We start from the raw sequence: 18,462 nt of genomic DNA, 5'->3' as shown, positions 1-18,462 counted from the left end.
GTATCCCATACCCTTGTCCGGAACCGCCAGAAGCTGTTCCTTCACAGCCTTCACGGCAGCGCCGATCTCGACGCCGCCATCGATCGCCGACGCGGTGTCGATGCCGCCGAGGTCGAGACGAACGGGGAAAGCGCTGGTGAACCAGCCGACTGTCCTGGACAAGTCCGCCCCGGGTACTACCGACTCTTCCCTGCCGTGGCCTTCCAGCTGAACGAGCGTCGAAGGTGCGTCGACACCCCGGGCTGCCCTCCACCGCGAAACCGCGAGAGCGAGCGTCGCGAGCAAGCCGTCGTTCACGCCACCACGGAACGCGTCCGGTATCGCGGTGAGCACGGCGTGAGTGACGTCGGCCGGTACAACCACCGACACTCGTTCGACTGTGGACTGTAGGTCGACACTCGGGTCGTACGGCCTCGAACCCAACTGTGGGTCCGGGCTGCCCGCGACTGCGCGCCACAGCTCGATCTCGGACATCCGTGCAGCGTTGTGTGCCTCGTCGTGCAGAGCGTGGGCCCAACGACGTTGCGAAGTACCGATCTCCGGTAGTACCGGAGTGTTACCCAAACTTAGCTGCGCCCACGCAGAAACGAAGTCGGGCACAAGGATTCGCCAGGAAACTCCGTCCACGACGAGGTGGTGAGCAATGACGACGATTCGGCCGGATCGTTCCGCACCGAAATCGGCCCAGACGAAGCGGAGCATATTGCCCCCGCGCGGAGACATCTGCTTCATCGATTCGTCGACAGCCCTGGCCACCACGGACAGAACTTCGTCGTGAGCGAGTGCGGGATCGATCTCGACACGGTCGATCGAAGAATCGACCTCCACTGCACCAGCCGGGGAAATCTCGAGACCCCACCCCTGGTCGTTGTGCACGAGCGTTGCGCGGAGCCCGTCGTGACGGTCGACCACCGCTTCGATCGTTCCGACAATTCCGGCTCTGTCGATCCCGACGGGCAGATCCAGCGTCACGGACTGAACGAATCGATCCAAAGATCCGCCACGTTCGACGACCGACTGCGCGAACGGCGTCAGCGGCATCCATCCGGTTCCGCCGCCCGGCAGTTCCTCCAACACCTGCGTGTCGGTTTCCAGCTCGGTCGTCGCCACAGCCGCGATAGCGGAAATCGTCTTGTACTCGAACACATCTCGCGGGGAGATGACGACGCCCTTCGCCCGCGCACGAGCGACGAGCTGGATGGAGACAATGCTGTCACCGCCGAGTGCGAAGAACGAATCGTCCACTCCGACACGATCGAGACCGAGAATCTCGGAGAAGATGCCACTCAGGACTCGTTCGACTTCGGTCTCTGCAGAACGGAACTCCCGATCGCTCTCGAATACCGGATCCGGCAGGGCCTTTCGATCGAGCTTGCCCGACGGTCCGAGAGGTAGAGCATCGAGGACCACGACCAAGGCCGGAACCATGTACGCGGGCACGACCGATGCGGTCGAACGCAGGAGCGCGTCGACATCGACAGAGCGCTCACGCGCGGGCACGACGTACGCCACCAACTGATCGGACCGAACCTGGACAACGGCGGTCGCGACGGTATCCACACTGACCAGGGCTGCTTCGATCTCGCCGAGTTCGATGCGGAGACCACGCAGTTTGACCTGAAAGTCCGTGCGTCCCAGATATTCGACCTCGCCGGTCGGCGTCCACTTCACCAGGTCGCCGGTGCGATACATCCGCGTTCCGTCGCCGAACGTCGACGCCACGAAGCGGTCCGACGACAGGTCGGGACGACCGAAGTAACCGCGTGCGACCTGCACTCCGGCGAGATACAACTCACCTGCGACTCCGACAGGGACTGGGCGAAGTCGCGAATCCAGCACGAGCAAGCGGGAGTTCCACACCGGGTATCCCATGGGCGCAGACGACCCGGCAATATCCCAACCTGGGACTCCTGCGACCGGGCGTGCAGTCGCATGCACGGTGAACTCGGTCGGGCCGTACAGATTGTGGATGGCAGCTTCCGGCAGACGCGATGCCGCCGACCTCACCACGGACGCGGGCAGCGCCTCACCAGCCACCAACACCGCTCGCAACGAGGCGCACCCGCCTGGAGCGACGGCCTCGACGAACGCAGACAGAACCGAGGGTACGAACGACGTGGCCGTCACACCTTCCGCTTCGATCACCGACACCAGGTACGCCGGATCGCGATGCCCATCCGGCACGGCCACAACGAGACGAGCACCGGACGCGGGAGCACCGAACAGTTCCCACACCGACACGTCGAACGTGAACGGAGTCTTGTGCAGAACCACGTCCTGTGGCCCGAGTCCGTATTCCGCGATCAGCCAGGTCACCTGGTTCACGGCCGCGGCATGCTGAACCGCGACACCCTTGGGACGCCCGGTCGAGCCCGACGTGAAGATCACGTAGGCCACGTTCGTCGGCCGGAGCGGCCGAATTCGGTCGGCATCGGTGACCACGCCGGTGCGGCGGTCGCCTTCCAGAAGATCCTCCACGAGGACGGTGTTCGCTCCCCGCGGCGCGACGTAGTCGTCGATAGCCGTCGACAGAACCAGCACCGGCGCAGCGGTATCGAGGATGTACTCGTTGCGCTCGACGGGTTGATCGGGGTCGATCGGAACGTAACCCGCCCCGGCCTTGAGCACGCCGTACAGAGCCACCATGAAGTCGAGTGACCTACGCATGGCAACTGCTACGAGCGCGTCCGCTCCCACTCCTCGCCCGATCAAGGCATGCGCCACAGCGTTGGATCGGCTGTCGAATTCCGCGTAGGTGAGCGAGCGACCCTCGAAGGTCAACGCGACCGCATCGGGCGTTGCACGGACCTGTGCCTCGAACAGGGACACGAGCGTCGCCGCAGGATCGACATCGTGCCCGGTGTCGTTGACCGTGCTCAGAAGCGCACGCTCAGCCGGGTCGGACAGGTCGATGTCGTCGACAGCCCTCGACCTGTCGGCCGCCATGGCTTCGAAAATCCGCTCCAACCGTCCCATCATCGAAGCGATCTCACTCGCGTCGAATACGTCGGTCAGATACTTGAGCTTGAGATGTACCTGATCGTCGACCGCGATCAGCAGCGTCAGCGGGTAGTGCGTCGCATCCTCCATCGCGACGTCCGCGACCGACATACCGTCGATGTTCTCGGCTTGCGCCGTGAGACCGGCTTCATCGACAGGATAGGACTCGAACACCGTGAGAGTGTCGAACAGTGGCCCGATGTTCGCGGCACGCTGTATCTCGTTGAGTCCGAGATAGTGATGGTCCAGAAGATCGGCCTGCTGGCCTTGCAACGCAAGCAGCAGGGACTCGATCGAGTCGTGACCGCCGATTCGTACGCGGACCGGGAGGGTGTTGATGAAGAGTCCGACCATGGATTCGACCCCGGTCAATCCGGCGGGACGACCGGACACGGTGGCGCCGAAGACGATGTCCTCGCGGCCCGTCGAACGCCCGAGGAGAACACCCCAGGCTGCCTGCACCATCGTGTTGAGGGTGACGCCGAGTCGAGCACCGGCGGACTGCAACGACGAGGACAGTGACCGGCTCAAGTCCAGGACATGTTCGGCCGCGTCGGACGAGACTGCTCGGTTCTGATCGACCGAGGACAGCAGAGTCGGCTCTTCGACGCCCGCCAAGGCCTCGACCCACTTCTGCTTCGAGACCGCCGCATCCTGCTCCGCGACCCACGCGAGGAAGGACTTGTACGAGCGGGCGCGCGGCAAGGAAGAGCCGTCACCGCGTAATGCGTACAGCGCCAGCAGGTCTCGCATGAGCAGCGGAGTCGACCAACCATCGAGAAGGAGGTGATGACTCGATACAAGGAACCTGTAGTCTCCCTCGGTCATCTTCACGAGGGTGAACCGCATGAGAGGCGGCGCCGTCAGGTCGAAGTGTCGAACCTTGTCGGTGACGCGAACGTCCTCGAAAGCGGCATCGCGATCGGACTCGGACAGTCCGGTCAGATCGACGACCGTCCACGGAACGTCCACGTGGTCGAGTACCACCTGGACGGACACCCCGTCCGCGTTCTGAACGAACGCCGTTCTGAGATTCTCGTGCCGGTCGAGCAACGCTTGTGCGGCAGAACGCAACCGGTCCGCGTCGACCTCGCCCGTCAGCTTCAGTAACACTCGCATCGTGTAGACGTCGACGGACGTTTGCGCCACGAGCGCGTGGAACAGAAGTCCTGATTGCAACGGAGCAAGCGACCAGATGTCGTCGATCGCGGTGTAGGCGGAGTCGAATCGATCGATGTCGTTCTGCGACAACGACACGAGCGTCACGTCCGACGGAGTCAGCCCTCCGGCGTCCTCGCGCCCGACGTGTTCGGCCAACGCCGACAGTGCGTCGGCCCACAGATCCGCGAACTCGGTCACATCCTCGCGGGACAGCAGCCCGTCGGGAAAGGTGAAGCTGGCAGTCAGCCGTGGTCCGGCCGCTGTGTCGACGACGGCGGAGTTGATGTCGATCGTCGCGTTCGCCGGCATATCGCTGTCACCAGGAGCGCTGACGTCGGCCAGCACCGTGGACGGCAGCCAGGCTCCGCCGGTCAGCTCTTCCGAGATACCTTGCGTCGAGACGCGTCCGAGGTAGTTGAAACTCAGCTGAGGTGTGTTCGACACCGATTCGAGAATCTTGCCGGTCTCGCCGTTGAGGTAGCGCAGCAGCCCGTAGCCCATGCCCTTGTCCGGCACGGCGAGCAACTGCTCTTTGACGGCCTTGACGGCGGATCCGATGGCCGGTCCTGCCGCGAACGCGTCGCGGAGGTCGATTCCGTGAAGGTCGAAGCGCACCGGGAATGCACTCGTGAACCAGCCGACGGTGCGAGAGAGGTCTGCCCCGGGAACCATGTCCTCTTCGCGGCCGTGGCCTTCGAGCTTGACCAGTACCTCGGCGAGTTCGAATCCACGGCGAGTTCGCCACTGCAGCAACGCCAATGCGAGTGCTGCGAGCAAACCGTCGTTGACGGCGCCGTGGAACGCGCCGGGCACGCCGGTGAGTACTGCCTCGGTGATTGCTTCCGAGAGCTCGACGTCCACCCTCGAGGTGGTCGACAACGTGTCGACGGCCGAGTCGAAGGGCCTCGAACCGAGCTGTGGATCACTTCCCGCAAGCGCCTCGGTCCACCACGTAACCTCTGCTTCGCGGGCGCTGTCGTGTGCGGCGTCGACGAGACCGTGCGCCCAGCGGCGCATCGATGTGCCGACCGGCCCAAGCGTGACTGCCTGCTCGGCCGCACCCTGACTCCACGCGATCGCCAGGTCCGGGAGCAGGATTCGCCAGGACACACCGTCCACCACGAAGTGATGCGCAACCACGAGCAGAAGCCCGGGCCGAACAGGTCCGTCCGAGGTGTCGAAGTCGAACCACACGGCTTCGAGCATCCGGCCCGATTCGGGATCCAGACGATCCCTGGCCGAGTCCAGTTCGATTTCGGCGCGGGCACGCAATGCGGCGTCGTCGATCGCATGGTCGAGCCTCACACGGACGAGGATCTTCTCCACGTCCACGGTTCCGCGATCGCGGACATGGACCGTCCACTCACCGCCCTCGACGCGTTCGACCACCGATCGCAACATGTCGTGGTGATCGACTACGGCGCCGACGGTCCGGCTGAGCAGCCCATGGTCGATTCCGGTCGGCAAGACCACTGCCACGGACTGTGCGAACCGCCCGAAGCTACCCGGCGCGTCGAGAATCGACTTCATGATGGGCGTGAGCGCGAGCGGACCGATGCCGCCGCCGGCCAATTCCTCGACGACCGGTCGTTCCTCGGCCTCGCCGATGACGGTTGCGACTTCGGCGAGTCCGGCTACGGACTTACGTTCGAAGACATCGCGCGGGCTGAAGGAGATTCCTCGGGCCTTGGCCCTCGAGACCAGCTGAATCGAGACGATGCTGTCGCCTCCGAGCGCGAAAAACGACTCGTCGACACTGACGCGGTCCATGTTCAACACGTCGGCGAACACCTCGGCGATGATCGTTTCGATCTCGTTGCTCGCGCCGCGGAACTCCTGCTCGGCGAAGACCGGCTCCGGTAGGGCGGCGCGGTCCAATTTGCCGACCGGCGTCAGCGGGACCGAGTCCAGAACGACGACCGATGCGGGGACCATGTGGCTGGGCAGTGACCGCGCCACGAACTCGACGAGCACGTCGATGTCGACAGTAGCGCCCTTGGTGGGCAGAACGTAGGACACCAGCCCGGTTGCGCCGCTGGGAAGTTCACGGCCCACGGTCGCCGCGAAAGACACTGTGTCGTGCTGCACGAGTGCTGCGTCGATCTCACCGAGTTCGACACGGAATCCGCGGACCTTGATCTGGAAATCCGAGCGGCCGACGAACTCCAGAGTGACCGCTGCGGGATCGGCGATGACCGCGTCGGACCCGTAGGTCCACCGCACGACGTCACCCGTCCGGTACATACGAGAACCTGGGGCGCCGTACGGGTTCGACACGAATCGCGACGCGGTCAGATCCTCGCGCCCGTGGTAGCCACGCGCCAACGCGCCGCCCGCGAGATAGAGCTCACCTGCTCCGCCGACCGGCACCGGGTTGAGTCGGCCGTCGAGAACCAGCGCAGACATGCCGTGGATGGGGCGGCCGACCGTGATCGGCATACCCGGCCGCAGCTCCGCGAACGTCGAGATGATCGTTGTCTCGGTGGGGCCGTAGCCGTTGAAGTACTTGCGTCCTGTACCCCACCGTGCCAGCAGATCAGGCGTCGTGACGTCGCCGCCGACCGACACGACTTTCAGACTGTCGATGCCCGAGTAGTCCATCGTTCCGAGCACTGCAGGCGTGATGATCGTGTGACTGACCTTCTCGGCCTTCAACAACTCGGCGAGATCCTCGCCGCCGATGATCGTCGACGGAACCACTACGAGAGTCGCGCCCTCGGAGAACGCCGCCATCCACTCGAGCACCGATGGATCGAAGCTCGGCGAGCAGATGTGCAGGAAGTGCGACGACGCGTCGAGGTGGTATAGGTCGGTCGCCGCGTCCAGGACTCCGCCGAGACCACTGTGCGTCACCACGACGCCCTTGGGCAGTCCCGTCGAGCCGGAGGTGTAGATCATGTAGGCCGCGTGGTCGATCGAGACCGGAGCTGTTCGGTCCGCGTCGGTGATCGGAGTCTCGGACCGATCGGCGAGCAAAGCATCGAACTCTGGGGTGTCGACGGTCAGCCACAGGGTGGCGTCGGGAAGGTCGTCGACGTAACGGGTCGACGTGACGCCGAACAACGCGCCCGAGTCGCCGAGCATGTGCTCGACGCGGCCCGGTGGGTACGTCGGGTCGACAGGTAGATGTGCCGCACCGGTTTTGGCGACAGCCCAGACTGCGAGGACCATGTCGTACGAGCGCGGAAACGCGAGCGCGACGATGCTGTCCGGTCCAGCGCCTCGTTCGATCAGCAGTCTCGCGAACTTGGTCGATGCGGCGTCGAGTTCTCGGTAGGTGATCGAACGGCCGTCCGCGCGAACAGCGATACCGTCGGGACTGATCTCCACTCCCCGATGGAAGATCTCGTGGAGCAGACCGCCGTGGGTCACGGTGTCGCCGTGGACGTGGGTCAGCCAGTCGTACTCGACGTCCTCGAGCAGAACGATGTCCCCGACGGGGCGCTCGGGATTCGCAACAGCGCTTTCGAGAACGCGAACGAATCGCTTGGCGAACGTCTCGACCGTGCCGGCATCGAACAACGCCGACGCATAGGTGAATTCGGCCGAAATCCCTGTCTGCATGCCGGCCTGATCGGTGTGCTCCGACAGCAACAGCGACAGATCGAACTTGGCGACGTCGATGTCGAAATCGACGGCTCCCACTTTCAGACCCGGCAGCTCGAAAGTCGTCTGGGGAAGGTTCTGGAAGGACAGGGCGACCTGGAACAGCGGGTGCCGGGCCGTCGACCGCTCAGGGTTGAGGATCTCCACCAACCGTTCGAACGGCACGTCGGCGTGACCGAACGCCTTGAGGTCGGTTTCTCGGTTCGCGTCCAGAAGTTCGGCGAAGGACGTGCTGCCTTCGACGACGGAGCGCAACACGAGAGTGTTGACGAACATACCGATGACGTCGTCGAGTTCTGCCTCGCCGCGACCCGCGATCGGGGTACCGATCGCGATGTCGGAAGTTCCGGACAACCGAGCCAACAGCACGGCCAAGGCCGAATGAACGACCATGAACAGCGTCGTTCCGGTGCTCCGTGCCAGGGCGACGAGTTCCCGGTGCAACTCCGGTTCGATGCGGAACGGGACGGTGCCGCCCTCGAAGGCCTGGACGGCAGGGCGTGGCCGGTCGAACGGGAGAACCAGTTCCTCCGGCAGACCGGCAAGGGTGCTCTTCCAGTACGCCGCCTGCGACGAGATCAACGAACCCGGATCATGCTCGTCGCCCAGAACCTCACGCTGCCAGAGCGTGAAGTCGGCGTACTGCACCGGGAGCGGGGGCCAGCCGGGTGCTTCCCCGACGGTGCGAGCCGCGTACGCAACCATCACATCGCGGGTCAGAGGGCCCATCGACCAGCCGTCGGCGCTGATGTGGTGCGCCACGAAGACCAGAACGAACTCGGTGTCCGACAGACTGAGTAGTTCCGCGTGCAACGGAACCTCGGTCGTGACGTCGAACCCCGTCGACATGACTTCGGTGATCCGGGCGATCAGATCGTCCTCGCGGACCGGTACGGGCGTCAGGACCGGCACTGCCGACGACGTCGGCAAGATGACCTGTGCAGCAACACCGTCGGTCTCCGGGTACACGGTGCGAAGAGACTCGTGGCGTTCGAGGACGTCGGCGATCGCAGCCTGCAATGCCGAGACGTCCAGGGTGCCGGAGAGTCTGATGGCGACGGGAAGGTTGTTCACGGCCGACTCGGTATCGAATCGGTTGAGGAACCACATACGCTGCTGCGCCAACGACAACGGAATTCGATCCGGGCGGGTTCCGGCTACCAACGGAACGCGTCCGCCGCCCACATGTGATTCGGCGCGTGCGGCCAGGCCTTCGACGGTGGACGCCTCGAACAGAACTCGAACCGGCACCCGCGCGCCGAGCGCAGCACCCACACGCGACACGACCTGCGTCGCAATCAGCGAGTTTCCGCCCAGTTCGAAGAAGTCGTCGTCGAGTCCGACGCGCGCGGCTCCCAGAACCTCGGCGAACACTCCGGCCACGATCTCCTCGACGGGAGTTCGAGGAGCGCGGAACTCCTTCGATTCGAAGATCGGGTCCGGCAACGCAGTGCGATCGAGCTTGCCGGACGCACCGACTGGCAATGCGTCCAACACCACGAACGTCGACGGAACCATGTAGGTCGGCAGAACATTCGCCACTGCACGCTGCAACACTCCGGTGTCGACCGACACACCATCGGCAGCAACGATGTATCCGACGAGTTGGTCCGAGCGCACCAACACGACCGTCTGCGCGACGGACGGATGGCCGAGCAACGCAGATTCGATCTCGCCGAGCTCGATGCGCAATCCACGCAACTTGACCTGGAAATCGGTCCGACCGAGGTACTCGAGCTCACCGGATGCGGTCCAGCGCACGAGGTCTCCGGTGCGGTACATGCGTCCGCCGTCGCCGAATTGAGACGCGACGAATCGGTCTGCGGTCAGATCCACGCGGCCGTAGTAGCCTCGCGCGACCTGCGTACCCGACAGATAGAGCTCTCCCGCGACACCGATGGGAACCGGCCGCAGCCGAGCGTCGAGAACGCGTACGCGGGTGTTCCAGACCGGGGATCCCATCGGAGCGGACGCACCGATAGCGCTCCATCCGGCCACGTTCGCGACCGGTCGCGCAGTGGCGTGTACCGCGAATTCGGTAGGCCCGTACAGGTTGTGGAATGCAGCGCGGGGCAGGGCTGCTGCTGCCGCATCCACGACCGACGCGGGCAATGCCTCGCCGGCGACAAGCACAGTGCGCAGGGACGAACAGCCGTCTGTCGGCACAGCCGCAACGAATGCCGACAGCACCGAGGGAACGAAGGACGTCGCTGTCACCGCCTCCGACTCGACGACCGAGACGAGGTATCCGGGATCACGGTGACCGTCGGGCTCCGCGACCACCAGGCGCGCACCGATGGACAAGGCACCGAACAGCTCCCACACCGACACGTCGAAGGTGAACGGGGTCTTTTGCAGGATGACGTCGGTGTTGTCGAATTCGTACTCGGCGACAAGCCAGGACACCTGGTTGACCACCGAAGCATGTGAAACGGCAACGCCTTTGGGTCGTCCTGTCGAGCCCGACGTGAAGATCACGTAAGCGACGTTGCTCGGGCGGAGTGGTACCGGACGCTCTGCGTCGGTCAGGGGGTTCGACGACACCGACTCGAGGTCCAGATCGTCGACGACGATCGTCGTGACACCCGACGGAGACTCGAACTCCTCGCGCGTCGTCGTCAGCACGGCAACCGGTGCCGCCACGTCGAGGATGTACTCGTTGCGCTCGGACGGCTGATCCGGGTCGATCGGCACATACCCTGCACCGGCACGAAGAACCGCGTACAGCGCGACCATCATGTCGATCGAGCGGCGCATGGCCACCCCGACGAGAACATCCGGACCTGCGCCGCGTTGGACGAGTACGCGGGCCAGACGTTCCACTCGAGCACCGAATTCGGCGTACGTGACGGAGGTGCCGTCGAACACCACGGCAGGCGCGTCCGGACGAGCGAGAACCTGGGCGTCGAACGCGTCCAGCAGAGTTGCTTCGGAGTCGAGCGCGTGCGCGGTGTTGTTCCAGGACTTCAGGATCAAGCCACGTTCGACAGCGTCGTACAGCTCGATATCGCCGACCGCGACTGTCGAGTCGGCGATGACGGCGTCGAGTACGTACAGGAAGCGGTCCGCAAACGAGGAAATGGTCGCTTCGTCGAACAGATCTGTGGCGTAGGTGAATTCGGCCGACAAACCGTCGGCCTTTCCACCCGAGGTCAGGCGTTCCGTCAGCGTCAGCTGTAGGTCGAACTTCGCCACGGCAACGTCGAGGTCGACGCTGTCGATGCTCAGTGCGGGCAGATCCAGATGCGTCGGTCCGAGGTTCTCGAAGGAAAGCATCACCTGGAAGAGCGGGTGACGCGCAGTGGAACGCGACGGGTTGAGCACCTCGACGAGTCGCTCGAACGGAATGTCCGAGTGAGCGAATGCACCGAGCGCAGCTTCCCTGGCGTGGGCCAGCTGATCGTTGAACGACTCGTGTCCGTCGACGCCGGTCCGCAGCACCAGAGTGTTGACGAACATTCCGACGACGTCGTCGAGCGCTTGCTCACCACGGCCGGCGACGGGCGTGCCGATTGCGATGTCTTCGGTACCGGACAACCGGGACAGCAGGACCGCGAGAGCAGCGTGCACGACCATGAACAACGATGCGTTTCGTTCGCGTCCAAGGTCGAGCAGCCCCTGATGGATGCGTGGTTCGATCTCGAACTCGACGGTCCCGCCGCCGAACGACTGCCGGGCCGGACGTGGACGATCGGTCGGGAGATCCAACTGATCGGGCAGTCCGTCGAGGTTGTTCCTCCAGTAGCGGACTTGCTGCGAGATCAACGAGGTCGTGTCGTCCTCGGATCCGAGTGTGGCGCGCTGCCACAACGTGTAGTCCGCGTACTGCACCGGAAGCGGCACCCACGCCGGGGACTCCCATTCGGTGCGCGCTGCGTACGCGACCATGACATCGCGTGCGAGTGGCCCCATCGACCAGCCGTCGGCGGAGATGTGGTGGACCACCATGGTCAGAACATGCTCGGTTGGAGCAATCTCGAACAGCTGCGCGCGAACCGGAACGTCGGCAGTGACGTCGAAGCCCGTGGACGCGAGGTGCGCGATGGCCTTCTGCAGTTCGGCTGCCGTGGTATCGACGGGCATCAGGTTCGGCACGATCTGAGCCGCATCCTGGACCACTTGGTGCGGTCCGTCGGCCGAATCGGGAAATACCGTGCGAAGCGATTCGTGTCGGTCGATGACGTCCATGATCGCCACCTGCAAGGCCGGCACGTCGAGGACTCCGGACAGACGCAACGCGATCGGGAGGTTGTAGGTCGCAGACTCGGTGTCGAACCGGTTCAGGAACCACATGCGCTGCTGCGAGAGCGATAGCGGAATGCGCTCTGGCCGAACACCTCTCGACAGCGCAATGCGGGCACCGCGGCCCGCTTCCTGTTCGACGCGTATCGCGAGTTGCGCCACCGTCGGGGACTCGAAGATCGCACGTACCGGTACCTGCGCGTCGAGAGCGGCACCGAGCCGCGCCACCACTTGGGTCGCGACCAGCGAGTTGCCACCCAGCTCGAAGAAGTCGTCGTCCAGCCCCACCACGGGCGCGCCGAGGACATCACTGAACACGGTCGCGACAGTTTCTTCGATCGGGGTTACGGGCGCACGGAACTGCCGGAAGCTGATTCCGAGCTCCGGGGCAGGCAGAGCGCGCCGGTCCAGCTTGCCGATCGGCGTGAGTGGAACCTCGTCGAGAACGACGATCGCCGACGGCACCATGTAGCTCGGAAGCAACCGGGCCACGAACGCGGACAGCTCTCCGCTGTCGATGTGCGAGGATCCATGCACATAGGACACGAGAGCTGTTTGCCCCGAGGGCATCTCGTGACCAATCGTTGCGGCGAACGTGACAGCGGGGGAAGTCTCCAAAGCCGCGTCGATCTCGCCCAATTCGATACGGAATCCACGAACCTTGACCTGGAAGTCGGAGCGGCCCACGTACTCGATCTCGAACGCGCTCGTCCAGCGAACGACATCGCCCGTGCGGTACATCCTCGTGCCCGGATCGCCGTGCGGATCGGCAACGAATCGCTCGGACGTCAGCCCAGCGCGCCGATAGTACCCACGCGCCACAGCCTCCCCCGACAGATAGAGCTCTCCTGCAACACCGGCAGGAACGGGCTGCAAGTGTGTGTCGAGGATCAGCGCACCGACACCGGGGACCGGTCCGCCAACGGTGATCGGCTCACCGACGAACAACTCACCGCGAGTCGACACGATCGTCGTTTCGGTGGGTCCGTACGCGTTGAAGAAGCGACGGCCGGGCGACCATCGAGCCACCAGATCGGCGGCCGACGCCTCGCCTCCGACGGACAGCAATTCCAACTCGTCGAGTCCGGCTGGATCCATGGAGCCGAGGACCGCAGGGGTGATGATCGCGTGCGTCACCGCTGCATCTGCAAAGAGTCGGTGCAGTTCCGGCCCGCCGATGATCGTCGGTGGCGCCACTACGAGCGCGGCGCCTGCCGAGGCAGCGAGCGCCCATTCGAGAACCGACGGGTCGAAACTCGGCGAAATAACGTGCGCGATACGCGAATTCGGGGTGACGCGGTACAGCTCGCGAGACTGGTCGATCAGCCCGGACAACCCGCGGTGCGTGACACTGACGCCCTTGGGCAAACCTGTCGAACCGGAGGTGTAGATGACGTATGCGGGATTGTCCAACCGCAATGGACTGATTCGGTCAGAGTCGGTGACAGGCTCGGCCGGAAACTTCCCGACGGCCGCTTCGAAGGTGGGATCGTCGATCGCCCACCACTGGCACGTCGCGGGCAGTTCCTCGACCCGCGCGGCCGACGTGATTCCGACGACTGCCCCGGAATCGGAGAGCATATGACGGACGCGGTCGACCGGATATTCCGGATCGACGGGTACCCATGCCGCACCGGACTTCGCGACCGCCCACACTGACAACACCATCTCGAGCGACCGGGGAAACGCGAGTGCGACAACAGTTTCCGGTCCGATGTTGCGAGCGATCAGGAAGCGCGCAAAGCGATCGGTGATCTCGTCCAGTTCTCGATACGTCACCTCGGCGCCTGCCGCGTGGACGGCGACACCGTCGGGATTCGACACGACACCGGCTGCCAGGAATTCCGGAAGCAGGCGGCTCGACCGGGGCGCTCCCCCGTGAACGGACGTCAACTGTCGAGCTTCGTCCGGCTCCAGGATGTCGATCGCCCCGAGCGGAACAGATGCGTCGGCGACGATCGCGTCGAGGATGCGAAGGAACCGCTCGGCGAACCCTTCGATGGTGGAAGCGTCGAACAGGTCCGTTGCGTAGTCGAAGGTCGCTTCGATCCGGTCCGGTCGCCCATTCTCGTCGAGATGTTCGGTCAACCACAGTTGGAGATCGAACTTCGCGATCGGAACGTCGAGTTCCTCTGCAACGACCCGTAATCCGGCGAAGTCGAGTTCCCGAACTCTCGCAGTTTCCAGCGACAACGCAACTTGAAAGAGGGGGTGACGGGCGGTCGACCGCGCCGGATTGAGCACCTCGACGAGTCGCTCGAACGGAATGTCGGCATGTGCGAACGCCGAGAGGTTGGCGTTTCGAACTTGGTCGAGCAGCTGTTCGAAGGATTCGTGCGGATCCACACGGGCGCGCAGCACGAGCGTGTTGACGAACATGCCGATGATGTCGTCGAGTCGTTCGTTGGCACGACCTGCGATCGGCGCACCGATCGCAATGTCGCCCGTTCCGCTCAGCCGCGACAGTAGAACTGCGTACGCGGCTTGCACGACCATGAACAGCGACGCTTGGTGAGAGCGCGCGACGGCGGCGAGCTGCTCGTGCACCCGGGCATCGATGACGAATCGACTCTTTGCACCCCCGTTGGTGGCAACCGCGGGTCGGGGTCGGTCGGACGGAAGATCGAGCTGGTCGGGAAGTTCGTCGAGCGCGTGTACCCAGTAGTTGATCTGCTTGGCGGAGAGCGAGTTCGAGTCGTTCTCCAGGCCGAGCGCGCTGCGCTGCCACAGTGCGTAGTCCGCATACTGGATTTCCAGCGGCGCCCACGAAGGAGCGCGTCCGCTGGTTCGCGCCTCGTAGGCCACCATGATGTCACGCGCGAGTGGACCGAAGGACAATCCGTCTGCCGCGATGTGGTGGAGCACCATGGCGAGCACGTATTCGGTGTCGGACAACTTGAAGAGTTCGACACGAAATGGCGCTGCAAGCGACACGTCGAAGCCTTGGCGTGCGAGCTCGACCAATCTGCTGGTCAACGAAAGTTGGTCGACATTCGTCGCCGTCAAACCTGTGAACACATCGTGGCTTGGGAGTATCACCTGCCGGGGCGAATCGTCCACCTGCGGATAGACGGTCCGCAGGCTCTCGTGGCGCGATACGACGTCCGAGAATGCCTGCGACACTGCGTGTTCGTCGACCTCACCGCTCATGCGAACCATGAAGGGCAGGTTGTAGGCCGCAGTATCAGGGTCGAAGCGGTTCAGGAACCACATCCGCTGTTGTGCCAGCGACAGCGGGATGACCTCGGGTCTGGTGGTCGCCACGAGATCAGGTCCGACGGAGCCTTGCGCGATCGCATTCTCGGCACGGGCAGCGAGAGCACCGACCGTCGGCGCTTCGAACAATTCGCGGACTCCGAGACGCACACCGAGCGCACTACCGACTCGCGTCACGAGTTGCGTCGCGATCAGCGAGTTTCCACCGAGCTCGAAGAAGTCCTCGTCGAGACCGACTTGGCTCACCCCGAGTACGTCCTCGTACACCCCAGCGACGACGTACTCGGCCCGGGACTGCGGGGCACGATATTTCTTGGCGCTCGAGAAGGTCGGGGCAGGAAGCGCTTTCCTGTCCAACTTGCCAGATGTGTTGAGCGGCAACTCGTCCAGAACCATCAGCGCGGCCGGAACCATGTAGGACGGCAGTGATCCGCCCGCGAACTCGCTGAGTTCCGCGGTGTCGATGACAGCGTCGGGACTTGCGACGACATATCCGACCAGTTGGTCACCGGTGGCCGTGGACACGACCAATACCACTGCCTGCGAGACGGACTGGTGGGCGAGGAGAACAGTCTCGATTTCGCCCAGTTCGATTCGCTGACCACGGAACTTCACCTGGAAGTCCGTGCGGCCGATGTACTCGATGTTGCCGTCGGCCCGCCACTCGACCAGGTCGCCGGTGCGATACATTCGTGCTCCCGCACCACCGAACGGGTTTGCGACGAACCGATCCGAACTCAAGTCGGGCCGGCCTACGTATCCCCGCGCCAGCTGAATGCCCGCGAGATACAGTTCTCCTGGCTGCCCCACCGGCGTGGGTCGGAGCCTGGCGTCGAGCACAAGCACCTTGGTGTTCCATTCCGGCACACCGATAGGCACCGAGCGAGTGTCCTGAACACCGCTTTCGTAGAAGGTGACGGACACTGCCGCCTCCGTGGGACCGTACAAGTTGTGCAGACCCGCTCCGCAGATGGCTCGGAATCCGGCCGCGGTTTCGGCGGGCAGCGCCTCGCCGATCACGAATACGTGACGAAGTGTCGAGCAGGTTCCGACGGGAGCATTCGCGACGAACACGGTCAGCATCGACGGTACGAAATCGGTTACGGTGACACCGAGTTCGGCGATTCTGTTCGCGACGTAGATGGAGTCGCGGTGTCCATCCGGCGTTGCCAGCACCATGGTGGCGCCCACCTGTAGCGGGAGGAAGAAACCCCACAGAGACACGTCGAACGTCGTCGCGGTTTTCTGCAGGTAGACGTCCGACGCGTCGAGTGCGTACTCGGTACGCATCCAACGCAATTGGTTGTCGATCGCCTCGTGCGTGACTGCAACCCCCTTGGGCCTGCCGGTCGAGCCCGAGGTGTAGATGACGTAGGCCGTGTTGCCGATTCGCAACGGCGAAAGCCGATGCCGGTCGTCGACCCGCGTCGTGTCCAGGCCGTCGAACTCCAACCGATCGACCTCGACGATGTCAGTGCCTACCGGCAATTCGACGCCGTCTCGGGCCACGGTGAGCACGCACAGCGGATTGGCCGACTCGAGAATGTAAGCCGTGCGGTCGGCGGGGTGGTCTGGATCGATCGGAACCCACGCACCGCCCGCTTCGACGATGGCGTACATCGCGACGACCAAATCGAGCGAGCGTCGAATCGACAGTCCGACGAGAGTCTCGGGACCGACGCCCTTGTCGATCAGGATGCGGGCCAGTCCACTGACCCGGGACGCCATATCTGCATAGGTCAGCGAGTCGTCCTCGTAGACCAATGCCGTCGACGCCGGTGCGGAGTCGACTCGGTCGTGGAACTCCGACAGCAAGGTTCGCTGCTCGAACTCGTGGTCGGTCGCGTTCCACACCTCGAGGATCGACTTCTGCTCAGCCGGTGTCGAAAGCTGCAGATCCCAGACTTCGGTCGACGGATCGGCAGCGGCGAAGCGGTCCAGGAACTGGACGAACCGGGTGTGATTTCGTTCCGACTCCTCGGCGGAGTACAGGTTCGGGTTCGACTCGAAGTCGATGTGCGTCTTGCTGCCCGCCACACTCGTGTACAGGTTGAGGCCGAAATCCTCGATGAGGCCGGTCGACAGGATGTTGATGCCGCCGACCATCGAACCGAGACGCACCTCGCCGAAGAACAGCATGATGTTGACCCACGGACCGAAGAACGACGCTTGCCCGCTGGCGCCGCCTGCATCGCGGCGGATGTCCTCGTGTCGGTAGCGCTGGTGTCGTAGCGCACCGGTGACCTCGGTACCGATGCGAGCAAGGAGTTGCTCTACCGTCGTGTCGGCGCTTACATCGATGCGCAGTGGAACGACGTTGGAGACCATTCCGCCCGATCGGCGTAACACAGCCGTTGTTCGTGCCGTGACCGGCAAACTGAGGACGACGTCTTCGCGGCCCGTCATCTGGGCGAGGTACGCGGCGAATGCGGCGATCACCACTGTCGCCAGCGTGGTGTCGGTCGCTCCGGTCATCCGGTCGATGTTCTCCACCGCCGAAGTCGACAGAGAAGTGGTGTCGATTTGAGAGACCGGCGCCGGTGCTGCAGTGCGACCGGCGAGAGTCGTGGGCGAGTCGAGACCGGCAATCCGGTCCGCCCAGTACGTTCGATCGGTTTCGAAGCGGGTCGAATCGCGGTAGGCGATGTCGAGGTCGTATACCTTTTGGAGGTCCGAGGACAGATTCTTCTTGGGGTCGGTTCCCTCCACCGCGGCCGTGTACAACTCCGCAGCGCGGTTCATGAACGTCACTGCTCCGAAGCCGTCGAGGACGACGTGGTGCACCCGCTCGTACCAGAAGTAGACGTCGTCTTCGAGGTGCAAGATCGTTGCAGAGATCAGACGATCGCGGAGGATGTCGATCGGCGCGCTGTAATCGGCGCGCATCCACGACAGAGCTACTGCGCGCGGATCGGCTTCTCCTCGCAGATCGCGGTAGCCGAGCGTGTCGTCGAGAGACGGGTCTACGTACTGACGAGGTTCGGCGTCGACCTCGACGATTCGGACGAAACCGGACTGAAGTTCGAGGGCAGCCTCGGACGATGCGCGCTGGAGTAGGTCCCGGTCGAGCTCACCTCGGAGCTCTACGTACTGGGCGATATTGGCCGGTACGGACGGATCGACGTGCTGTGCGAACCACATGCCGAGCTGTGCGGGCGAGAGCGGAAAGACCGGGCCAGGTGCCTGCGCACCTGCGGTTGCACCTTCGGCTGACTCTTCCCAACCTAGCGGGTCCAA

At 64.1% G+C, this 18,462-nt stretch carries 1 protein-coding gene (cut by a window edge); it reads right to left on the bottom strand.

Annotated features, from left to right (window positions below; translation table 11 throughout):
- A protein-coding gene (locus tag D8W71_RS12725) for a non-ribosomal peptide synthase/polyketide synthase (RefSeq protein WP_121113989.1) crosses the window boundary here: on the bottom strand, positions 1-18,462 show its 5' portion. Its footprint begins 11,664 nt before the window's first position; the window shows 18,462 of its 30,126 coding nt (coding positions 1-18,462); it begins with the start codon at positions 18,460-18,462; its stop codon lies off the left edge, out of view.

This window comes from Rhodococcus sp. P1Y (assembly GCF_003641205.1).
GTDB lineage: Bacteria > Actinomycetota > Actinomycetes > Mycobacteriales > Mycobacteriaceae > Rhodococcoides.
The sequence above is the reverse complement of the archived record's forward strand: the minus strand, read 5'-3'. Positions and strand labels throughout refer to the sequence as shown.